Here is a 23,269-nt window from a genome sequence, read left to right on the forward strand (position 1 = left end):
ACACGGAGAAATATTCACTACTTTTGCGGGAAATGATCTCGATTAACAATTTAACTTTTGAAATAGGCGCGCGTGCATTGTATGACGATGCGAATTGGCATATCAAACCGGGCGATAAAGTCGGACTTATTGGTGCGAACGGCACGGGTAAATCTACCTTGCTAAAAATTATCGTTGGCGAGTACTCGCCGACTTCCGGCACGGTTTCTATGGCGAAAGATTTGAAAATTGGTTATTTGAATCAGGATTTGCTTTCCTACCATTCCGACAAAAATATTGTTCAGGTGGCAATGGAAGCATTCGAACGTCAAAATCAATTGCATAGTGAGATTGAGATATTGCTACAGAAATTGGAAACCGATTATTCCGATGAGGTTTTAAATAAGCTGAGCGATAAGCAAATGGAATTTGAAGCGCTGGATGGATATAACATCGAATTCCGTGCGCACGAAATCCTAGCGGGTTTGGGATTCTCCGAAGAAGAACAAAAACGACCGCTTGCTACCTTTTCCGGAGGTTGGCGTATGCGCGTGATGTTAGCGCGTATTCTACTTCAAACTCCAGATATTTTGTTGCTAGATGAGCCTACCAACCACATGGACTTACCGTCTATCAAATGGTTAGAAAACTACTTACAGGCTTTTGAAGGTGCTATTGTTATTGTGTCGCACGACCGCTATTTCTTGGATCGAATTATCAATAAGACGGTAGAATCACGCCGTGGAAAGTTGACGCTGTATGCCGGAAATTATTCTTTCTATTTAGAGGAAAAATCGCTTCGCGAAGAACTTCAGGGTAATCAGTTTAAAAACCAACAAGCGAAAATCAAACAAGAAGAAAAACTTATCGAGCGTTTCCGTTCAAAGGCTTCAAAAGCGAAGATGGTGCAGTCGCGCATCAAGGCTTTGGATCGGATGGAAAAAGTGGCTGATGTGGACGATGACAATCCGGAAGTAAACTTCAGCTTTAAGTTCTCCAAACCTTCCGGCCGCCATGTGGTAACCTTGGAAAACATCTCGAAAAGCTATCCGAATATAGAAATTTTGCGCAATGCAGATGGGTTGATCGAAAAAGGCGATAAAATTGCCTTGATTGGTGCGAACGGTAAAGGTAAATCTACCTTACTTCGCATTGTTGCTGAAGATGACAACGAATATGAAGGTAAGAGCGTTAAAGGGCACAATGTTTCCCAAACGTTTTTCGCGCAGCATCAGCTGGAAGCTTTACATTTAGAGAACTCCATTCTTCAAGAATTGCAAACTTTCGCCCCGAAACACACGGAAACGGAAATCCGATCTATTCTCGGCTGCTTCTTGTTTACCGGAGATGATGTATTTAAGAAGATTAAGGTGCTTTCTGGAGGCGAAAAATCACGCGTTGCGTTAGCGAAAGCGCTGACGGCGGATGCTAACTTTTTAGTACTCGATGAGCCTACCAACCACTTGGATATGGCGTCCGTAAACATTTTGATTCAAGCTTTACAGCAATATGAAGGTACGCTAATTGTAGTTTCTCACGACAGGTATTTTCTAGATCACGTAGCCAACAAGATTTGGTACATTGAAAACAAGGACATCAAAGAATATCCGGGCGATTATCAGGAATACGAAGTTTGGAACAGCAAACGCGTAGTCAAACCGCAAGCGGAAAAGCCTGCCGAAAAACCAAAAGAGCAGAAAAAACCGAAGGTGGAAGTTTCCAACGACACGCGAAACTTGTTGCAAAAGAAAAACAAGGAACTTAAGCAACTCGAAGATAAAATCGCAACGGCTGAATCGGAAGTCAAAAAACTGGAAACAGCATTAGCTACCGAAGAAGTTTTTTCTGATGCGGAAAAACTAAAAACGACCACGCGCAATTATAATTCCAGCAAAGCAGCTTGGGAAACTTTGCAAGGCGATTGGGAGCGGTTGGCGGAGGAAATTATGGCGCTGGAATCGTAGTAGATACATTTTTCTGGTACGGATACATGAAACGTTTTTTGCAAAACGTTGTTGTACCGATATTATGCAGAACATCGAAAAGAGTACATTAATGAGCCGAACCGCGCTCATAACGCTTATTGCACTACTAATTATTCTATTTGCCGCCCTTTTTGTCAATACATTTAGCATTTTCCTATTGCTCTTTGGGGGTATTTTACTATCTGAACTCTTTCAAGGGATATCCAATCGCCTACATCTTTGGACGAAATGGCCGCGAGGAGTCACGCTTACTTGTGCTTTTTTATTGGTTCTGGCATTTATTTCTGGCATTACGTTTCTGATTGGCAATACCGTTGCCCAGCAATACGATCAATTTGCCAAGGCAATCCCGCAAATCACCAAAGACGTAAACTCTTACGTGGAAAAACAAAGTTGGGGTGACAAGGTAAAAGATATGATGCCGTCCGGCGATGAGAATGGTGACCAAATAGCCAAACAAGCTGGAAGCTTTTTCAAATCGACATTTGGTGTATTCGGTGACCTTTATGCAATTATATTCTTGGGAATATTCATTATGATTTCTCCGCAGCAATATGTGAAAGGAACCATTGCCCTATTCCCAGCAAAATATAAATCCAAGGCTGAAAACGTTATTGTAAAAATGGGCAACGACTTGAAGGTGTGGCTAAAAGCACAAATGTTGGAGATGTTGTTTACCTTTACGCTAACAGCCATAGGTGCAGTAATACTTGGTGCTGATCTTTGGATTATACTAGCAATAATAGGCGGTACATTAACATTTATCCCCAATATCGGCCCTACGATTGCATTAATTCCCGCAATTTTAATCGGACTGATGGACGGACCGGAAATGGCTATGTTATTAGTTGGGCTATTTCTATTGGTTCAGCTATTGGAGTCGGCCGTATTCGGACCGTTTGTTAGACAAAAAATGCTCTCACTTCCTCCTGCATTAGTTTTATTTTTTCAATTGTTGATGGGTGCACTTGCTGGTGCTTGGGGAATCTTATTCGCTACACCGCTACTTGTCGTTATCATCATATTCGTTAATGAAGTCTACATAAAGGGAACGCTCGAGGAATCGCTGGATTTGGATTAGCAAAGATGACGTCGTTACAAATGCCGACGATGCATTGATCCAACAGAAACTACGGCAACTTAATAATCGGTTAGCATATATCTATCAGGTTGCTTCGGCTCCTAACAAAGAATCCCGAATTTGGTCTAGCAAATTCGGGATTCTTTGTTAAATCAGGCTTTGACTAAACCACGATATTGATAATCTTTCCTTTCACAAAAATAATCTTACGAACGGTTTTTCCATCAATATAACGTTGCACATCAGGATTTGCCAGCACGGTCGCTTCTACCGTTTGCTGATCTAAATCTAAAGCTAATGGTAAATTTAATTTGGTTTTTCCATTGACAGAAACCGGATAAGCGAATTCTGATTCCACCAAATATTCCGCTTTAAATTCCGGGTAAGCGGCGTAGGAAATAGTTCCTTTTGGCTCGCCCATCAAGCACCAAAGTTCTTCCGCGATATGTGGTGCATAAGGTTGCAACACGATCACTAGATCTTTTAGAATACCAATTTTATTACATTTTAAATCCGTCAACTCATTCACGCAAATCATAAAAGCGGAAACCGACGTGTTGAACGAGAATCGTTCAATATCCTCTTCTACTTTTTTGATGATCTTATGCAGCGCTTTGTACTCCGCTTTGGTCGGCTCATCGTAGGAAACATGGAAATTACCCTCGGAATCGTGGAATAATCGCCAAAGCTTCTTCAAGAACTTATAAACGCCCTCAATACCATTTGTGTTCCATGGTTTGGATTGCTCCAATGGTCCCAAGAACATTTCGTAAAGACGCAAGGTATCTGCTCCGTATTGCTCGATAATATCATCCGGGTTAACGACATTGAATTTCGATTTCGACATCTTCTCCACTTCGCTACCGCAGATGTATTTACCGTGTTCCAAAATGAATTCCGCATTCGCGAAATCAGGACGGAAAGTTTTGAATTTTTCCAGATCCAACACATCATTCGAAACGATATTTACGTCTACATGCAACGGCATCACTTTGTAGTCAGCCTTCAATCCGTAAGATACAAACTGGTTAGTAGCCTTTCCTTCTGCATCCATAACGCGATAAACAAAGTTTGATCTACCTTGAATCATCCCCTGATTAATCAACTTCTTAAATGGCTCTTCCTCACCTTGGCAACCCCAGTCTTTCAGGAATTTATTCCAAAAGCGTGAGTACAGCAAGTGCCCTGTAGCATGCTCAGAACCACCGATATATAAATCCACGGATTTCCAATAATCGATAGCATCGCGCGAAGCAAATGTATTCGGATTATGTGGATCCATGTAACGGAACCAATACCATGACGAACCTGCCCAACCCGGCATCGTGCTCAATTCGTACACGTTTTCATCTTGGTATTTCCAATCTTTGGCGCGACCTAATGGGGGTTCACCCGTTTCCGTCGGCAAGTATTTATCAACCTCCGGCAATAGCAAAGGCAACTCCTCTTTATCGATTAAATAAGGTAATCCTTGTTTGAAATAAATCGGCACCGGCTCACCCCAATAACGCTGACGACCGAAGATGGCGTCGCGCATGCGGAAGTTCACTTTTCCTTTTCCTAAACCTAAAGATTGCAACTGATCGATAACAGCTGGAACCGCTTGCTCATAAGTCAAACCGTTGATAATTTCCGAATTGATATAACGTCCATCTTTATTTGGATCGGCCGCTTCGCTGATATCCTGCGAATCGGAAATTGGAATAATCGGCAAATCGAAGTGCTTAGCGAATAAATAATCACGCTGATCGCCCGAAGGAACTGCCATCACCGCTCCCGTTCCGTATCCAGCTAACACATAATCTGCAATCCAAATTTGCACATCTTGACCGGTCAACGGGTGTTTAGCATACGCACCAGTAAATGCACCGGACACCGCTTTCACATCCGACATGCGATCTAGCTCCGATTTTTTTGACGTCGTCGCAATATAATCCTCAACAGCAGCGCGTTGATCATCCGTAGTTAAAGCTTTTACTAACTCGTGTTCAGGCGCTAGAACAATAAAACTAACCCCATATACAGTATCAACGCGTGTGGTAAAAACTTCGATATTCGTATCCAATTGGGGAACAGGAAAACGTACCGTTGCACCGACGGATTTACCAATCCAATTGCGTTGCATTTCTACCAAAGGTTCTGGCCAATCCACCGTATCTAATCCGGTCAGCAAACGCTCTGCATACGCAGTAATCCGCATGGACCATTGCATCATTTTCTTCTGCTCCACCGGATAACCACCGCGTTCCGAAACGCCATTGATAACCTCGTCGTTCGCCAATACGGTTCCCAACGCTGCACACCAGTTTACTGTACTTTCCCGCAAATAAGCCAATCTATATTTCAGCAATTCCTCCAGTTGTTGTTCCGGAGTAAATGCAAGCCATTCGCTGGCCGTAAATGTTAAAACATCCTCATCGCAATGCGCATTAACACCTGATGTTCCAGATGTTTCAAAAGCTTTAATTAACGTATCAATTGATTCTGCTTTATCTGCATCCTTGTTGTACCAAGCTTGAAATAATTGCATGAAAATCCACTGCGTCCATTTGTAATAAGCAGGATCTGATGTGCGCACTTCACGCGACCAATCGTATGAAAAGCCGATGTTGTCCAACTGCTCCCGATAGCGATCAATATTTACTTCGGTAGTGATCGCAGGATGTTGTCCGGTTTGGATGGCATATTGCTCGGCAGGAAGTCCGAAGGAGTCATATCCCATCGGATGCAACACGTTAAAACCTTTCAATCGTTTGTATCTTGAAAAGATATCGGAAGCAATATATCCGAGCGGATGTCCTACGTGCAAACCTGCACCGGAAGGATAAGGAAACATATCCAACACGTAATATTTCGGCTTATCGGTAGATTCGCTCGTGCGAAATGTTCCGTTCTCCGCCCAAAATGTTTGCCATCCCTTTTCAATGACCTTATGATTGTAATCCATATAATATGATGTAACGTATAACAATTGCGAAAATAGCGATTTCCGACGGAAAGTGTTAGATAATGTTAAGAGCTATTCCTATAGTCGGCAATATTCCTTACTTTCGCATGGTATATTTAGATCGCAAGAACATATGTCAATCATTGAAGAAGGCTCATCGAGGAAAAAGACTAAATCCGTATACATTTCTACCGTTATCAGCATTGCGCTGGTTCTTTTGATGACCGGATTGCTTGGTCTTATCTTAGTGCACGCCAAAAATCTTTCTAAATACGTGAAGGAAAACATTGTCCTAAACATCATTGTCAACGACAATGTGAACGAAGGCGATGTGTTGGCATTGCAGAAGGATTTGGATAAAAACAAAGAAGTCCTACGGACCGAATACATCAGTAAAGAATTGGCAGCCAAAAACTTGAAAGAAGATTTGGGGGAGGATTTCGTGGAATATTTAGGACACAATCCATTGCTACCTTCTATTGATGTTTATTTGAACGAACAATACGCAAATACCGATAGCATTCAAGCGTTCATTGCGCAAGTTTCACGCAACAGCCGCATCAACGAAGTGGTTTACCAGGAGAACCTGATTGATATGGTGAACCAAAACATCCGTGTAATTGGAATTGTGGTTTTAGCATTCACAGTGATTTTATTAATTATCGCGGTTGCTTTGATCAATAATACGATCCGTTTGGCGATCTATTCACAACGTTTTCTGATTAAAAGCATGCAGCTTATCGGCGCAACGAAAGGTTTTATTCGCAAGCCCTATATTCTTTACGGCATTGTTCACGGCTTAATCGGCTCATTAATCGCAATTTTATTATTGCTATTGACCTTACATTTTGCACAGCAACAAATACCCGAATTAATCTTTTTACGCGATTGGCTGGAATTTATTTTCATCTTCTTAGTAGTGGTAGCATTAGGAATTCTAATTTCTGGAGCGAGCACCTACTTCGCGGTAACGAAATATTTAAAAGCAAAATCGGCAAGTTTATACCGTTAGTACAAAAACACACACTTACATGGCAAAGAACAATGCGCAGGGAACAAACTCTGCCACGAACGCAAACAAAGCTTCGTTTGTATTTCGCAAGCAAAACTATCAACTTTTCTTGTTGAGTATCTTTATAGTTGTTGTTGGATTCTTTTTGATGGCTGGAACAGAAGATATTTACAGCTTCGCTAAAATAACCTTGGCTCCATTCATCGTAGTAGTGGGATTTGCCGTTGGATTTCTTGCTATTTTGTATAAACCAAAATCGAATTAAATATAATGACGTATTTCGAGGTCATTGTCTTGGCGATCATTGAAGGCCTTACCGAGTTTTTACCGGTTTCATCCACTGGCCACATGATTATCGCTACGGCACTGATGGGCGTTGAGCCTACTCCCTTTGTCAAGCTCTTTACTATTGTTATCCAGCTTGGAACTATCCTTTCTGTTCTAGTACTTTACTGGAAACGCTTCTTCCGCACATTCGACTTCTATTTCAAGTTGGTCGTTGCAGGTATTCCTGCTTCAGTTCTTGGATTATTGTTAAGCGATTTTATTGATGACCTTTTGGAAAGTCCGTTAATGGTTGCCGTCATGCTGGTAATCGGTGGGGTAATTTTATTGTTCGTCGACAAATGGTTCAACAAACCTAAGACGGATGATTCGGACGAGATCACTTACAAGCAAGCATTCATCATCGGTTGGTACCAATGTTTGGCGCTTATTCCAGGTACATCTCGTTCTGCCAGTACAATTGTGGGCGGTATGACGCAGAACTTAAGTCGTAAAGCAGCGGCCGAATTCTCTTTCTTCTTGGCGATTCCTATGATGTTAGGTGCCTCTATTGTGAAGTTGTACAAATTCTTTAAAGAAGGGCATGCATTCAGTTCCGATGAAATCAACTTATTGATTATCGGTAACGTAATTGGATTCGTGGTGGCGATTATTGCGATCAAAAGTTTTATCGGAATATTGACTAAATATGGATTCAAAGCATTCGGTTGGTACCGAATTGTCGTAGGAACCATACTTATCGCTTTGATCGTTGGCGGTTATAATCTAGCCATCATCTAATAAATATGTCAACAATGAATGCACAACAAAAAGCTGACTTTCAATTTCAGGAAGGTGAGCTTTTATTGGTTGATAAACCTTTAGAATGGACGAGTTTCGATGTGGTGGGTAAATTGCGTAATACAATGAAGCCATTAAAAGTAAAAGTCGGACACGCAGGAACGTTGGATCCATTAGCGACCGGACTACTAATCCTTTGTACTGGAAAGCTTACCAAAAAAATCGACACGTTTCAGGCTGAAGATAAGGAATACACGGGCGTAATCACGCTGGGTGCTACCACGCCGACATTCGATTTGGAAAGCGTTATTGATCAAACCTTCGACATCAGTCAAATCACAGAACAACAAATTCTAGAAACTGCTGTTTCTTTCATTGGTGAGCAATCGCAATATCCGCCAGCGCACTCCGCCATCAAAATTGACGGTGAACGTGTTTACGAAAAAGCGCGGCGCGGTGAAACCGTAGCATTGAAATCGCGCCAAATTACGGTACATTCCTTTGATGTCGAAAAGATCGAACTACCGAATATACACTTTCGGATCAAATGTTCGAAAGGAACATACATTCGTTCTATTGCGAACGATTTTGGAGAACGTTTAGGAAATGGAAGTCATTTATCGGCATTACGCAGAACGATGAGTGGCGACTTTCATGTCGATAACGCGTGGAAACTTGAAGAATTAATTGAAGCAATCAAATTGCAAAAAAACACGAAAACTGTTTAATATTGGCAGCGACAGAACGCTTATAAAAAGATCTGAACCTTGAAAATCTATAGAAGTCTAGACGAATTTGAGCGGCTGCCAAACGCCGTAGTAACCATTGGAACATTCGATGGTGTACACATCGGCCACCAGCGCATATTAAGCCAGTTGGTGGAAACAGCACGACAAACCGGCGGAGAAACGGTGTTATTAACCTTTTTCCCTCACCCACGTTTGATTATCAATCCGGACGATGACAGTTTACGTTTGATTAACGATATCGAAGAAAAAACCCATCGCTTAGCTTTGGCAGGAATTGATCATCTAATTATCACGCCATTCACTAGAGATTTCTCTATCCAAACGCCTGAAGAGTATATTTCGGATGTATTAGTCAACAAAATCGGCACGAAATCTATTATTATTGGATACGATCATCATTTTGGAAAGGACCGTGCCGGAAATATTGACGTATTGAATGCAAACAGTTCGATTTTTGATTATCAGGTTGGCGAGATTCCCAAACAAGATGTAGACGATGTGGGCGTTTCATCTACACGCATTCGTGAATCCTTGATAAAAGGCGATATTGATACGGCGAACAAATATCTGAATTACGCTTTCGAACTCACGGGAACCGTGGTTCGTGGCGATCAAATCGGTCGTACAATCGGGTTTCCTACAGCAAATTTGAATGTTCATGAGGCGCATAAGCTAATACCAGCGTATGGCATTTATGCGGTCGAAGTGGAAATTTATCCGCGTGTGCAATCGATTGAATCTGGTCCGTACATTCCGCCACAACCCGAACGCGTTGCGCAAGGTATGTGTTACATCGGTACTCGCCCAACCGTGGACGGCATGAACCGAAAAATTGAGGTAAATTTACTAGATTTTAAAGACGATTTATACAAAAAGACATTGCGCATTCGCTTTGTTCATTTTGTAAGACATGATCAATGGTTCGAAAACTTGGAAGAATTGCAAGCGCAAATCGGGCGAGACGAAGATGCAGTTCGGGCCTACTTTGATCAGCGAGAGCGATAAGATTGCTACTTAGTAGCGCCAGCCCAATTTTCTGAACACCAATGACCACAACCATAGTGGCCCAATGGTTAGTACCTGCCAAAAGCTTATTTCTCCACCATTATTATTCGCTACATCTTTACAGTAAGCAAATAACGTGATGGTTAATGCGATCAACGCCAAAACCGCGAAAACGATCCAAGCTGGCAAACCATGATCTCGCTCCACATACTCTAATTGAACGATCAAGAAGCTCATCACACCAATCGTGAACAACATAACATACGACAAAGTCGGCGCAAGCTTCAAATAAGCATAAACCACGATGGCGATAAAGAACGAACCCCAATTCAAAAATGTCTGCGCTTGCATGCGTTCTAGAAAACCAAGTTGTGGAAATGGAATCATCCAAATCAATCCCATTAAAGCAAAAAAACTTAAAAATACACCGAATGCGTACATCGGAATCGATCCTGTCAGTTGTTCATCCATATTGTAAAAATGTCGATCTACCGGACGGTCGAATTTTGGTTTCGCTTGTTGTGCGTTTCTTTTTGCTTTTGCCATTTCTTTACAAAGAATTCATTGAGCTTATCGCTCCTGCGAAGATACGAAATCCACCGGAATGCGATGCTCAATAGTGATCATGACAGCGAAACGAACTAAATATATTGTCTTTCGGAACAAGCATATCTACACTTTTCAGTAATTTAGCAGAGAAACCTATATATGGAACTATGTCGAGTAGATCATAGTTCAACATATATTTCTAGTGCAAGCTTATGCCAATATCGTTGTATCGTATTTTATTTCTCCTTTGCCTAATTTCACTGCAACCAATTGCGTTATGGGCGCAAGAGTTGCCGCGTGTAGCAATGCCTTACATTGCGCATTATACCAAGGCAGATTACGCTGGGGGAAATCAAAACTGGGGCTTAGCTGTCGATAGTACAGGTATAATATATGCTGCCAATCATGCCGGGTTGATGCGTTACGACGGAAAGGAATGGCATTTAAATCGATTGGCAAAAGCGGCGCCATTGCGTAGCGTACAGATCGCAAAAGACGGAAAGATTTTCACGGGCGGAAAGGGCGATTTTGGTTTTTGGGAAGATCAAGGTTTCGGACGGTTAAAATATACCAGCTTGGCTGAATTAGTTGCCGACTCCGAAAATTTGAAACGAGATGAAATTTGGAAAATCATTTTCCACAAATCGCAGGTAATATTTCAATCTTTTTCTAAAGCATACGTCTACGAAAAGAATAAAATTACCACGTTAAAGGCAGATGGTGAACCGTTCTTATTCTCTTTCCAAGTGCGCGATCGCATTTATTTCGAACAATTACCTTCTGGATTGCATCGATTGAGCAATGGAAAACTTAACCCTGTTCTTGGGAAGTCCATTCTTGCCGATAAACGGATCTTGAGCATGTTGCCCTTTTCAGGCGGACAAACCTTAATTGCTACGGAGCGCGATGGTTTGTTCCTGATGGATCGAAGTGAGATTATCCGTCCGTGGAAAACAGAAGCACAGCAATTATTTGAACAGCATCAAATCAATAATGGCCTGCAAGTGGGCAAAGATTTGTATGCTTTCGGCACGATAAAAAATGGGTTAATTATTATCAACAGTCGTGGCGAGCTCATACAGCACCTGGACAAAAATAGTGGGTTGCAAAATAATACGATTTTGAGCTTAACGCTAGATCGGCAATCCAATTTGTGGATCGGTATGGATAATGGCATTGACCGTTTGGACTTACACAGTCCGCTATATTACTATACGGATCAGACTGGTACACTGGGAACAGTGTATGCGTCCGCAATTTTCAACGGAGAATTATACTTGGGCACGAATCAAGGACTTTTTAAAAGTCTTTGGCGAGGGCCATTTTCTAATACGCCACTGAAGTTCCAATTTGTCGGAAATTCCAACGGACAAGTTTGGTTTTTAAAGGAAATAGACGGGAAATTATATTGCGGACATAACGCAGGATTGTTTGTTTTGAACAATGGCGAATTGCAGGCTACGTCGCCTTTCACGGGAAGTCAACAGCTGCTTTCCGTCCCAAATAAACCGTATGTTTTAGAAGGAAATTATACGGGATTATCGCTTTTTGAACGCAATAACGGCTCAATCAAACATCGCTTTCAATATCCCAATCTCAAACAATCCATTAAATACATCGCGGATGAACATGGAAAAGGATATTGGATTGGTAACGAAAATCAAATTCAATTCTTTACGTTCAATCAGGATTTTTCTGCTTTAAAAGGAATTGGCGCTGCGCCGAAAGGTTTGCCGAAAGATGCAAAGATTTTTGGCATCTATCCGATGGGCGGACGAAATGTTTTCGCGACCGACAGCGGTCTTTATCGCTTCGATAATGTACTGAACGAATTTACTTCATACAATGAACTGAATGATATTCTCGGGCCTTTTGCCACGTCGAACCGCATCCAAAAAGATGCCGATAATAGCTATTGGTTGTTCAAGGATGCGAAAGTTGCCAAACTTAGTTTGCATACGCAAGCAAATGCAACACTCGATTCCACGACCTGGCAGCCGATTAGTGAAAAGATAATGAGCGGATATGAAAACGTTCAACGCATACAAGATGGAATAGATTTGTTTGGCTTAAATGATGGTTTCGCACTTTACATCCAAAAGTTAAAAAGCGACAATTCGTATTTTACAAACCCGCTGATTACCGGCTTTTGGAACATCACGTCCGATCCCAAAAATATAGACTTAGATCAGCCAATAGCTTACAGCCGAAATAATATTCGTATCACATATAGCTTACCTTGGTACGAAGCTAATCCGTTGCAATTTCAATATCGATTGGTTGGATTTAGCAATGTCTGGTCCGAATGGAGCTCGGACAACTACCGAGATTTCACTAATCTACCTCACGGCGATTATCGATTTGAAATTCGAGCGAAAAACGTCAACGGAGTTATTTCAGAAACGACTTCCCTCCCATTTACAGTAAGTCGACCTTGGTATTGGAGCTGGTTTGCGATCGTTCTTTATATCGTTCTCGCTATTTGCGCCGTATATTTAGGTAGGAAATGGTATCAGAAACGTTTGTTTAAAGCTAAAGAGCAATTGAGAAGGAAGCTGGAATTGGAAAAGGAAGATGCGTTGAAGCGAGAAAACGATGTTCGAGCCAAACAAGTAATGCAATTGAAAAACGACCAGCTGGAACTGGAGTTGGACAATAAAAAGCGTGAGTTAGCAAACATGGCGACCAATCTGGTTTATAAAAATGATTTGCTAAAAACCTTGCATGAAGCGCTGTCCAATATCAAAGGTTCGGACGGTAAGCCATTAAGTTCGGATCAACTTAAAAAAGTCAATAAGCTGATTGAGGAGGCAAAAAATGATGAGCGAGAATGGGAATTATTTGAGTCGAGTTTCAACGAATCGCACGATAACTTTTTCCGAAAATTAAAACAAGATTATCCGGAATTGGTGCCGAATGATTTGAAACTTTGTGCATATCTACGATTAAATATGTCGAGTAAGGAAATCGCTTCGCTATTAAACATCAGCTTACGCGGCGTGGAGATTCGTCGCTACCGCTTACGGAAGAAATTACAGTTAGAAACACATAAAAATCTAACGGAATTTTTGCTTGAAATCTAATAATTACTACATCATTACCTCTCATATTTATATTACTCCTCTCCGTGAGCATCCATCAAAATACTTTTTTTACGGAGCAACAAAAAAACACTACAATCTTATTATCAATAAGTTATAATACATCATAACACCACAGATCATACTACACTCTCCTAGTAGTATTGATGTGCTAGTCGAATAATCGATTGGCAAACCTTATATGCTGATATTTGTTTTGTCCTCGGCTACAATATGATGATCGGACATTAAACAACACAGCCAAATTATAAATTAAATCTTTTATCAAACTACATTTTTACTTTATGAGGAAGTCACTTTTACTCGCCTTGTTGTTCCTATACAGCAGCTTGCTGGTATATGGACAAAACTCCACGATTCGTGGAACAGTAAAAGACAGCCAATCGCAAATGAGTATTCCCGGAGCTACCATTCGTATCGCCGGTAAAACTACAGCATCACAAACAGATGATGCTGGACGATTTAGCATCGAAGCCACAGCTGGCGATGCCCTGTCTTTTTCCTTTCTAGGTTATGAAACTAAAACGATCACAGTGGCAACTGGAGACACCGTTCTCAACGTGTTATTGGAAGATGGTAACCGAGATCTAGAAGAAATTGTTGTTGTTGGTTACGGTACGCAACGCCAACGCAACTTAACCACGGCAGTTGCGACTATTAAGAGTGATGACATCACTAAGACTCCAGCGGCGCAACCTATGCAAGCGCTTCAAGGACGCGTACCCGGCTTGCAAATAACCAGTAATGGTGCTCCCGGTGCGTCGCCAACGGTTCGTCTTCGTGGCGTTTCTTCTGCAGAAGGTGCATCCGCTCCGTTATATGTAGTTGACAACATGTTTTTCGATAACATCGATTTCCTAAACCCCAATGATATTGAAACAATCAACGTCCTGAAAGACGCATCTGCATCAGCAATTTATGGTGTACGTGCAGCAAATGGAGTGGTGATCATCGAAACAAAGTCCGGTGCATACAATAAAGATGCTGAAATTGTGTATGACGGTTATTGGGGTATTCAGAATCCGCAAAACGTATTACAAATGGCTAATACGGAGCAATTCGTTAGATACATCAATGAAACAGGTAGCACCGCAGATATCGCTTTTATTCAAAATGCGATTGATCGCTTCGGCGCGAATCCAAACAATTCGGCTCTACCAAATGTGAATACGAACTGGTACAACGAAGTGATGTCGCCTGCTCCTATCCAAAACCACAATTTATCTTTCAGCGGCGGTAGCGAAAAAACGCGCTATGCAATCGGCGGAAGTTATTTCAATCAGGAAGGTTTGTTGAACGATCAGCGCAACGATTTCACGCGCTTAAATTTTCGGACGAAGGTCGATAGCCGCGTTAGAGATTGGTTGACGGTTGGCGGAAACTTTAATGTGAGTACTGCACGACAACACGTAGGAGAAAACACCGCTTGGTTTCGCTCTTATTTCGCCGTGCCGACGTTACCAATTTATGATCCACAAAATACCAATGCACGGCCTTTGGGCTTAGCAAATGCACAATCGCTGGGCTATAGAGGAGTTCAAAATCCATTTTACCCATTAAATTATGTAGATACGCGAAACAATATCGCAAAGGTGTTGGGTAACTTCAACATGGAAGCTCAGATCATCGAAAATAAATTGAAGTTCCGCACGCAGTATAACTACAGTTTGGCATTTGTGAATGCTCGACGTGTTGATCAAGATTACCACGATGGTGTTACGCAAGTTCCTTCTGCTATTCGTAGAGAAAACACGGCCAGTTATGATCAGGTTTGGGATAACTTCTTGACGTATGATGACCAATTTGGAAAACATAATTTAAATGCCGTTTTAGGTCAATCATTCCGCAGCGAATACAGCGAATTACTTTACGCAAGAGGAACAGCTATCAACCCATCGCCTACTCGTGCAGCGGAAGAATTTTGGTACCTATCCCGCGCAACAAATTTTGACCTCAATCAAATCGGTGATGCGAACGACGATAATACCATCAACGCTAATTTAAAGTTTCTTTCTTTCTTCGGTAGAGCTGCCTATAACTACGATGGTAAATACCTTTTGTATGGTACGCTACGTAGTGATGGAAACAATAAATTCCAAAAAAAATGGGGACATTTTGCGACAATCGGTGCGGGTTGGGTGATATCACAGGAAGAGTTCTTTAACGTTCCGAGTGTAAATTTCTTGAAAATTCGTGGAGGTTGGGGACAACTAGGAAATGATAATATCCGTCCGGCATTGGGTCGCCCGAGCTATGTGCCAAACAATGGCGCTATCGGCGATGGCCGTTCGGTAGGTGCTGCACTCAACCCGCTTTTCGATCTAATTACAAACTGGGAAACCACAGTTGAAACCAACGTAGGTTTAGATGCGCAGTTCTTAGACAATCGATTATCCTTAAATGCAGATTATTTCATTCGCGATACACGTAATTTAGCAATTTCAATCATTCCTCCTGGAATCAGAGGTACAGAGCGTCGAAGTGCTGGAGAATTCCGTAATCGCGGCTTTGAAATGAATTTGAATTGGCAGGATAACATCAGCGAAGATTTCTCTTACAACATTGGGGGTAACATCGCGACATTAAATAACACTGTTCGGAGCATTGGCGATGCACCGTTTTTAGACGCAGGTCAGGCAGAGTTTCGTCAGCGTTCTATGGTAGGACAACCGTACCAATCTTTCTTCGGTTATGAAACGACTGGCGTTTTCCAAAATCAAGAGCAGATATTGAACAGTGGTTATACCGCCGAATTTATCCAAGCCAATGGTATCCGTCCAGGCGATCTAATTTTCAAAGATCAAAACGGAGATGGTGTGATTAATGATCAGGATCGTGCTTTCTTAGGTTCTTACTTACCTTCATTTACTTGGGGAGGAAATATTGGATTTACCTACAAGCGTTTAGACTTCTCCGCTTTATTCCAAGGACAATCTGGGTTTAGTATCCTAAATCGTAAACGCGGTGAGATGATTTTCACCAATGATACGAACATCGATGCGGATTTAGCAGAAAATATGTGGCGTGGTGAAGGTACTTCCAACAAATACCCATCGGCTTCTGGTTTACGCAGAGCTTGGAATCAAAACATGAGCAGTTACTTCATTGAGAGTGGCTCTTACTTCCGTTTACAAAATGTACGTCTATCCTACTCGTTTTTCGGTCGTGAATCCAAACTTCCAGAAACGCGCGTGACATTCACAGCGGAAAGACCACTTACTATTTTTAAGTACAACGGATTTAATCCAGAAGTTGCTGACGGAATCGATCGTGAAATTTATCCGATCCCTGCTGTATATACGCTTGGCCTTATGATCAAATTATAAGCAACCTTTATAAAAGATAAACATGAAAAGAATACCATATATATCCTATGTCGCGCTCACTTTTTTTGCAGCGATTATGGCTACATCTTGCTCTAAAATGCTGGATGAACCTTTGGAAAACGAACGTCCTGCGGATGAAGTGGATTATACACAGAGTAGTGATATGATTTTACTTACACGCGGTGCCTACAATCAACTATATGCAATGGAGTGGGAAACAGTTCCATTGCTTGGAATTCGTGGAGATGATATTGATGTGGGTGGTTTGGGCGACCAACCATTATTGGCTAACGTAGATAGCTTCCGTTACGACCGTAACTTTTGGATGTTGAACTCCACCTGGTTAAACTTATACACCGACATTATCAATTGGCAGGGTGCGATAGAAGAAATCCAAAAGTACCAAGAAGCCGGCGCGCCAGAGGCTACTGCTCAACAATATATTGCAGAGATCAAGGTGATGCAAGGTTTTGAGTTGCTTCAGTTGGCGCGTATGTGGGGTACATTAGTTATACCTACAACATCAGCACCTTCAGACTTATTCACTGCTGAACCAACCGAATTCGCCGGCGTGATGGAATATGTTTCTGATCTGATGGATGAAGCAATTCCGGCGTTGCCAGACGGTCGCCCTAACCAACGAACCGATATCCGTGGAGGTGTGACTAAACAAACAGCGCTAGCGGTAAAAGCGATGGTCAATTTGGAAGCGAAAAATTATCCTGCTGTAGCAGAAGCTACCGGACAAATTATCAGTAGCGGATTATTCAGTCTTTCAGCGGATTACTATCAATTATTCAAAATTCCGGGGAAACTGAACAATGAAAATCTATTAGAATATCAATACTCCGATCTGGGAACAGCTACCGGAACTTCTTATCGTTTCCCTTGGGATTTCTACGGACCGGGCAGTTGGACGCCTGCGAGAAACGGCGCAAGTCAAGGTTGGGGTTTCTACGAGCCGAGCCAAAAGTACATCAAGTTTATGCTTGACCGCGGCGAAACCGAGCGTTTGGAAACGACCGTATTGTTTACCCCTCGTGGTATCGCAGCATTGCAAAATGATCCAAACTATGCAACCTTGCCGGAATTTGTAAAAAATGCAACACGTGAAGGCGATGTGTTTAATAATCATCCACGTTACTTGTTCCTAAGCGGAAAACACTATTTGCCGTCAACCCAGTTAACCCAAGGTCGTACAGCGTACGGTGAAAATAAGAACATGATTGTGATTCGCTACGCAGAAATCTTGTTGATGCATGCGGAAGCTTTGGTAAGCGGAGCTTCTAGTTCGGTACTGAGCGCAGATGAAGCAGTTAATTTAGTACGTCGCCGTGCAAAATTATCCGATGTTTCGGGCGTTACGCTAGAAAATGTGTTGGACGAGAAAATGGCAGAGTTTGGTTCGGAGTGGGGCGTGCGTTTTTACGATTTACTCCGTCACGATAAAACGGATGAATTGAATTACGGAGGTCGTCGCTATCCCGCAACGGGACGTTTCTACCCTTATCCTTTAGAGCAACAAAATTTGTTACCTCAATTACAGAACATCGAACAGAAATAGTAAAACACAGACAGATATATGCTAAAGCTAAAAACAGTTACGCTTTCGCTGTTGGCAGTCGGCGCCTTAATGGGCACCGCCTGCCAACAAAATAGCGATAGCAATACTGATCCTCAAAATCAGCAAGACTCAACAAGTAAGGAAGATTCCCTACTAACGGAAATCCAGCGAAACACTTTTCAATATTTTTGGGATGGCGCGGAGCCGACCTCGGGAATGGCACGCGAAAGAATCCACTTGGATGGTATTTATCCGAAAAATGATCAAAACGTGGTCACAACCGGCGGAAGTGGCTTCGGATTAATGGCTATCATCACAGGAATGGAGCGCGGATTTATCACCAAAGAAGAAGGCGTGAAACGCTTGGCTCATGTGATGGACTATCTTGGCGATATTGATCGATTTAAAGGTGCTTGGGCACATTGGTATCATGGCGACACCAAAAAGGTACAAGCGTTTAGCGAGAAAGACAACGGTGGCGATATCGTTGAAACTGCTTTTATGGCGGAAGCTTTGATTATGGTTCGCGAATACCTTAAGAATGGATCGAAAGAAGAACAAGCCGTTGCAGCGAGTGCCGATGCATTGTGGAAAGAAATCGATTGGAATCATTATACTAACGGACAAAATGTGATCTATTGGCATTGGAGTCCCACCGTGGATTTCGGAATGAATCACCCTGTTCGCGGATACGACGAAGGATTGATTACTTACATCTTGGCAGCATCTTCCCCAACCCATCCAATCGACACAGCGGTTTACCACGAAGGTTGGGCGCGCACTGGCGAAATACGTTCGACGGATGAAAAATTAAATATTCCATTAAGCATCAAGCACAATGCTCGTCCCGGAGAAATTGGTCCTTTATTTTGGGCGCATTACTCCTATTTAGGGCTCGATCCGACTGGTTTGCAAGATCGTTATGCCAATTATTGGGACGTAGTGAGCAATCATGCAAAGATCAATATTGCGTATGCGGAAGAAAATCCAAAAAATTATAAAGGTTACGGTGCGGATAAAGGTTGGGGATTAACGGCTAGCTATTCCTTAAAAGGTTACGATGCGCACCATCCGGACAACGATCACGGCGTAATCAGCCCGACGGCTGCGCTTTCTTCTATGCCTTATACGCCAAATGAAAGTAAAGCTTTCGCACATTATCTGAAAGATTCTTTGGGCGATAAGGTTTGGGGAAAATATGGATTTTATGATGCTTACAGCGAAACGGAAGATTGGTTTCCACAACATTATTTAGCGATTGATCAAGGACCAATCGTCGTAATGATCGAAAATTACCGCAGCGGATTGTTATGGAACCTATTTATGGGCGCGCCAGAAATTCAAACTGGCTTAAAGAAATTAGGATTTTCGTCCCCTCGCATTCGTTAAATAACGTATTCAAATTTGCTATGAAGAAATCAATGAAAATCATGCTTTTTGCAATCGTCCTTCCGTTTCTAGGGCAAGCACAACAAGATGATACAAAAATGAATAAATTCTTGGATGAGCTAATGTCCAAGATGACTTTACAGGAAAAAATTGGGCAGTTGAACTTAGTGACGGCTGGAGAGGCCGTAACAGGATCTGTTGTTTCAACAGGTGTAGAAAAGAAAATTGCTGAAGGAAAAATAGGCGGAATATTTAGTTTAAGTACACCCGAAAAAACACGTCGTGCGCAGGAAATTGCCATGAAGCAATCGCGATTAAAGATTCCGATTATCTTCGGGATGGACGTGATTCACGGTTATCGAACAACATTTCCCATTCCTTTAGGCTTAGCAGCATCTTGGGATTTAAATTTGATCGAACAAACTGCTCGCATCGCAGCCAAAGAAGCAACGGCAGACGGTATTCAATGGGCATTTTCGCCCATGGTAGATATCAGCCGCGATGCTCGTTGGGGACGGATTTCGGAAGGTAGCGGCGAAGACCCGTATTTGGGAGGCCTAATCGCTGCTGCGATGGTTCGCGGATTGCAATCGAATGATTTGCGTGCAAAAGATGCGATGTTAGCTTGCGTGAAACACTTTGCATTGTATGGCGCCGCGGAGAGCGGACGCGATTACAACACCACAGATATGAGCTTGCATCGTATGTACAACGAATATTTCCCGCCTTACAAAGCGGCGATCGATGCAGGGGTTGGTTCGGTAATGGTTTCGTTCAACGATATCAACGGCGTTCCAGCAAGTGCTAATAAATGGCTATTGACGGATGTGTTGCGTAAAGATTGGGGATTTGGTGGTTTAGTCGTTTCCGATTATACCGGCATCAACGAATTGGTAGATCATGGTTTGGGTGATTTGAAACAGGTTTCTCAACTTTCCTTGAATGCCGGAATGGATATGGATATGGTCGGTGAAGGCTTCTTGACGACCTTAGAGCAATCACTGAAAGAAGGAAAAGTAACACAAGAAAGAATTGACGCCGCTTGTCGTGCCGTACTTGAAGCGAAATACAAACTGGGTCTATTTGATAATCCTTTCAAAAACACAGATAGCGAGCGCGCTAAGACTGACATTTACATCGCCGAACATTTGAAAAAAGCGCGTGAAGCAGCAACGAAATCATTTGTGCTATTGAAAAACGAAAACCAAACCCTTCCGTTAAAAAAACAAGGGAAAGTGGCGGTAATCGGGCCTTTGGCAAACACGGGAAGCAATATGCCGGGAACTTGGAGCGTGAGCGCAGATCATGCAAATACACCATCCCTAGTGGAAGGTATGCGCGAATCGTTAGGAAATAACGTAGAAATTATTACCCACATCGGTTCAAATCTGTTGGAGGATGCAGCTTATCAAGAACGTGCAACAATGTTCGGCAGAACTATTCCTCGCGATGAGCGCGACGAAAAAACGATCATTGCGGAAGCTATAGAGGCAGCAAAAGATGCCGACGTTATCGTAGCTGCATTGGGTGAAGCTTCGGAAATGTCGGGTGAAAGTTCCAGCCGCGTTGATATCGGCATTCCAGCCGTTCAGCAACGATTGTTGAAAGAATTGGTGGCAACTGGAAAACCAGTAGTTTTGGTTCTTTTTGCAGGAAGACCGATGACAATCGCAGAAGAAAGTGAAACTGTTCCAGCTATTCTTAATGTTTGGTTTGGTGGTTCGGAAACAGGTAAAGCGGTAGCTGATGTCCTTTTCGGAGATGTCAATCCGTCTGGGAAGTTACCTGCAAGTTTTCCAAAACATGTCGGGCAATTGCCGCTTTATTACGCACACAAAAATACTGGACGTCCATTGCCTAAAGGTCAATGGTTTGAAAAGTTTCGTTCGAACTATTTAGACGTAGATAATGATCCGTTATATCCGTTCGGATATGGTTTAAGTTATACGAAATTCGATTACGCACAACCAACCGCCTCGGCTACATCCATGAAATTTGGCGAAAAGCTAAACGTGGAAGTACAAGTGAGCAATAATGGAAATTGGGATGGAGAAGAAGTGGTGCAGCTGTATATTCGTGATTTGGTAGGTTCTATTACTCGACCAGTCAAAGAATTGAAGAAGTTCGAAAAAGTCCTTATCAAAAAAGGAGAAACTAAAACAATCGCTTTCGAGATAACGGAAGAAGATCTAAAATTCTTCAACAATAATTTGGAATGGATCGCTGAAGAAGGAGAGTTCGAATTATTTGTTGGTTCGAATTCCAGAGATACACAATCGCTAAAGTTTACTTTAGAAAAATAACAAACGAAAGCGGGTGATCAAATGATCGCCCGCTTTCGTTTTATCAAATAAAATAAGTTACAACAAACTTGAACCTCCGGAAGCGGCGACGAAGATCGGTTCTAAATCCAAACCAAATTTTTCTTTATACAAGGGAGCAACTTCATCAGCAATCCGTTCCGCATGACCTTTCTTCGCGATGTTTACCGTGCAACCACCGAAACCACCGCCCATCATCCTCGCTCCTACTACTTCCGGCTGTGCCTTCATATAATTCACTAGAAAGTCCAGCTCGGCACAGCTTACTTCATATTCTTTACTGATCGCATCATGTGCAGTAAAAAGCTGATTGCCCAATTCTTCCACATCGCCCGACTTCAATGCCTCACAAGCCAATTCCACGCGCTCATTTTCCTCCACCACGAATTTGCATTTCACGAATACATCTTCATTTTTCGGCTGGACAACTTCGGTCAGTTGTTCGACCGTTGCATCACGCAGGCTCAACACATCGGGATAGACTTCCTGCAGCCAAGCAACACCTTGTTCACAAGAAGCACGGCGATCGTTGTATGCCGAAGATGCTAAAGAGTGTTTCACATTCGTATTCAAAAGGAAAAGCTCATAATCGCCCAATACCAAAGGCACATGTTCGTAATCTAGAGAACGACAATCTAATTTGATCACGAAATCTTGCTTGCTTAACACAGAAGCAAACTGATCCATAATACCACATTTTACGCCAGCAAAGGTATGCTCTGCCATCTGCCCGATTTTAGCGATTTCCTGTCTGCTCAACTGCAATTGAAATAATTCATTCAAAGCAAATCCTGTGGCGCATTCCAAAGCAGCAGAAGATGACAAGCCGGCACCAAGTGGCACATCGCCATCCACATACAAATTAAATCCGCCCAATTCTAGGTTTAACTTTTGAATCTGATCAACCACACCTAAAATATAGTTCGGCCAACCTTGATCCGTCGGTTTTACGTCATCCAAAGTCGTTTCAAATTGGCTTTGAAAATCCTCCGCATACAGGACCAATTTATCGTCAGCTCGTTTACCTAAAGCCACGTAAATCGCTTTGTCAATAGCTGTTGGCAACACAAAACCTTCATTATAATCCGTATGTTCTCCGATGATATTGATTCGGCCAGGAGATTTTGCAGAAATATCCGGCGCTTGACCAAAAATTTCTTGATATCGTTCTTTCAATTTGATGTCTTTCGCCATCC

15 protein-coding genes are annotated in these 23,269 nt (G+C 42.3%); 12 read left to right on the forward strand and 3 right to left on the reverse strand.

The annotated features are described in order from the left end of the window. The first annotated feature begins 32 nt into the window (after positions 1-32). Positions 33-1,943, forward strand: coding sequence for an ABC-F family ATP-binding cassette domain-containing protein (locus ACFSQ3_RS11160; protein WP_380869630.1), 1,911 nt, complete (start codon positions 33-35; stop codon positions 1,941-1,943). 64 nt (positions 1,944-2,007) lie between these two features. After that, positions 2,008-3,045: an AI-2E family transporter gene (locus ACFSQ3_RS11165; protein WP_380869631.1), complete on the forward strand. Its 1,038-nt coding sequence runs from the start codon at positions 2,008-2,010 to the stop codon at positions 3,043-3,045. A gap of 163 nt (positions 3,046-3,208) precedes the next feature. On the opposite strand, the gene leuS is transcribed toward ACFSQ3_RS11165, so the two are convergent. Then, entirely contained in the window at positions 3,209-5,992 is a 2,784-nt protein-coding gene (gene leuS, locus ACFSQ3_RS11170) for a leucine--tRNA ligase (RefSeq protein ID WP_380869632.1), read from the reverse strand. Positions 5,993-6,125: 133 nt separating this feature from the next. Here leuS and ACFSQ3_RS11175 point away from each other — a divergent pair, with 133 nt between their 5' ends. Genes ACFSQ3_RS11175 through ACFSQ3_RS11195 form a run of 5 tightly spaced genes read left to right on the forward strand, consistent with a single transcriptional unit; the run spans position 6,126 to position 9,823 of the window. Next, entirely contained in the window at positions 6,126-7,004 is an 879-nt protein-coding gene (locus ACFSQ3_RS11175; RefSeq protein WP_380869633.1) for a cell division protein FtsX, read from the forward strand. A 19-nt stretch (positions 7,005-7,023) separates the two neighbouring features. Beyond that, the gene (locus tag ACFSQ3_RS11180; protein ID WP_380869634.1) at positions 7,024-7,269 is read left to right on the forward strand and encodes a DUF3098 domain-containing protein; all 246 of its coding nucleotides are present in this window, start codon (positions 7,024-7,026) and stop codon (positions 7,267-7,269) included. A 5-nt stretch (positions 7,270-7,274) separates the two neighbouring features. Further along, entirely contained in the window at positions 7,275-8,069 is a 795-nt protein-coding gene (locus ACFSQ3_RS11185; protein ID WP_380869635.1) for an undecaprenyl-diphosphate phosphatase, read from the forward strand. Between the two features lie 5 nt (positions 8,070-8,074). Continuing rightward, complete coding sequence (gene truB / locus ACFSQ3_RS11190) at positions 8,075-8,797, forward strand: tRNA pseudouridine(55) synthase TruB (protein ID WP_380869636.1); 723 nt, start codon at positions 8,075-8,077, stop codon at positions 8,795-8,797. A gap of 39 nt (positions 8,798-8,836) precedes the next feature. Then, positions 8,837-9,823 (forward strand): bifunctional riboflavin kinase/FAD synthetase, encoded by a 987-nt coding sequence (locus ACFSQ3_RS11195; RefSeq protein ID WP_380869637.1) that lies wholly within the window; start codon positions 8,837-8,839, stop codon positions 9,821-9,823. 9 nt (positions 9,824-9,832) lie between these two features. Here the strand turns inward: ACFSQ3_RS11195 and ACFSQ3_RS11200 are convergent, their stop codons facing one another. Then, entirely contained in the window at positions 9,833-10,369 is a 537-nt protein-coding gene (locus tag ACFSQ3_RS11200; protein WP_380869638.1) for a hypothetical protein, read from the reverse strand. A 215-nt stretch (positions 10,370-10,584) separates the two neighbouring features. Between ACFSQ3_RS11200 and ACFSQ3_RS11205 the strand changes: the two genes are divergently transcribed. The 5 genes from ACFSQ3_RS11205 to bglX all read left to right on the forward strand — a co-directional run bounded on the left by ACFSQ3_RS11205 (position 10,585) and on the right by bglX (position 22,055). Then, positions 10,585-13,455: a ligand-binding sensor domain-containing protein gene (locus tag ACFSQ3_RS11205; RefSeq protein ID WP_380869639.1), complete on the forward strand. Its 2,871-nt coding sequence runs from the start codon at positions 10,585-10,587 to the stop codon at positions 13,453-13,455. Positions 13,456-13,757: 302 nt separating this feature from the next. Then, the gene (locus tag ACFSQ3_RS11210) at positions 13,758-16,799 is read left to right on the forward strand and encodes a SusC/RagA family TonB-linked outer membrane protein (RefSeq protein WP_380869640.1); all 3,042 of its coding nucleotides are present in this window, start codon (positions 13,758-13,760) and stop codon (positions 16,797-16,799) included. Positions 16,800-16,821: 22 nt separating this feature from the next. Then, the gene (locus ACFSQ3_RS11215) at positions 16,822-18,363 is read left to right on the forward strand and encodes a RagB/SusD family nutrient uptake outer membrane protein (protein ID WP_380869641.1); all 1,542 of its coding nucleotides are present in this window, start codon (positions 16,822-16,824) and stop codon (positions 18,361-18,363) included. A gap of 18 nt (positions 18,364-18,381) precedes the next feature. Continuing rightward, on the forward strand, positions 18,382-19,752 hold the full coding sequence (locus ACFSQ3_RS11220) for a glucoamylase family protein (RefSeq protein WP_380869642.1): 1,371 nt from the start codon (positions 18,382-18,384) through the stop codon (positions 19,750-19,752). 20 nt (positions 19,753-19,772) lie between these two features. After that, positions 19,773-22,055, forward strand: a complete 2,283-nt coding sequence (gene bglX / locus ACFSQ3_RS11225; protein WP_380869643.1) for a beta-glucosidase BglX — start codon at positions 19,773-19,775, stop codon at positions 22,053-22,055. A 57-nt stretch (positions 22,056-22,112) separates the two neighbouring features. Here bglX and galK read toward each other — a convergent pair whose 3' ends face one another. Then, positions 22,113-23,267, reverse strand: a complete 1,155-nt coding sequence (gene galK / locus ACFSQ3_RS11230) for a galactokinase (protein WP_380869644.1) — start codon at positions 23,265-23,267, stop codon at positions 22,113-22,115. Between the last annotated feature and the right edge of the window lie 2 nt (positions 23,268-23,269).

The sequence above is a fragment of the Sphingobacterium corticis genome, from assembly GCF_042684745.1.
Taxonomy (GTDB): Bacteria; Bacteroidota; Bacteroidia; order Sphingobacteriales; family Sphingobacteriaceae; genus Sphingobacterium; species Sphingobacterium corticis.

Bases quoted from the DNA above. Each gene is read 5' to 3' on its own strand.
- ACFSQ3_RS11200 (WP_380869638.1), bottom strand. From the start codon at position 10,369: ATGGCAAAAGCAAAAAGAAACGCACAACAAGCGAAACCAAAATTCGAC.
- ACFSQ3_RS11220 (WP_380869642.1), top strand. From the start codon at position 18,382: ATGCTAAAGCTAAAAACAGTTACGCTTTCGCTGTTGGCAGTCGGCGCC.
- bglX (WP_380869643.1), top strand. From the start codon at position 19,773: ATGAAGAAATCAATGAAAATCATGCTTTTTGCAATCGTCCTTCCGTTT.
- ACFSQ3_RS11180 (WP_380869634.1), top strand. From the start codon at position 7,024: ATGGCAAAGAACAATGCGCAGGGAACAAACTCTGCCACGAACGCAAAC.
- galK (WP_380869644.1), bottom strand. From the start codon at position 23,267: ATGGCGAAAGACATCAAATTGAAAGAACGATATCAAGAAATTTTTGGT.
- ACFSQ3_RS11215 (WP_380869641.1), top strand. From the start codon at position 16,822: ATGAAAAGAATACCATATATATCCTATGTCGCGCTCACTTTTTTTGCA.
- ACFSQ3_RS11175 (WP_380869633.1), top strand. From the start codon at position 6,126: ATGTCAATCATTGAAGAAGGCTCATCGAGGAAAAAGACTAAATCCGTA.
- ACFSQ3_RS11210 (WP_380869640.1), top strand. From the start codon at position 13,758: ATGAGGAAGTCACTTTTACTCGCCTTGTTGTTCCTATACAGCAGCTTG.
- ACFSQ3_RS11185 (WP_380869635.1), top strand. From the start codon at position 7,275: ATGACGTATTTCGAGGTCATTGTCTTGGCGATCATTGAAGGCCTTACC.
- truB (WP_380869636.1), top strand. From the start codon at position 8,075: ATGTCAACAATGAATGCACAACAAAAAGCTGACTTTCAATTTCAGGAA.
- ACFSQ3_RS11160 (WP_380869630.1), top strand. From the start codon at position 33: ATGATCTCGATTAACAATTTAACTTTTGAAATAGGCGCGCGTGCATTG.
- ACFSQ3_RS11165 (WP_380869631.1), top strand. From the start codon at position 2,008: ATGCAGAACATCGAAAAGAGTACATTAATGAGCCGAACCGCGCTCATA.
- leuS (WP_380869632.1), bottom strand. From the start codon at position 5,992: ATGGATTACAATCATAAGGTCATTGAAAAGGGATGGCAAACATTTTGG.
- ACFSQ3_RS11205 (WP_380869639.1), top strand. From the start codon at position 10,585: ATGCCAATATCGTTGTATCGTATTTTATTTCTCCTTTGCCTAATTTCA.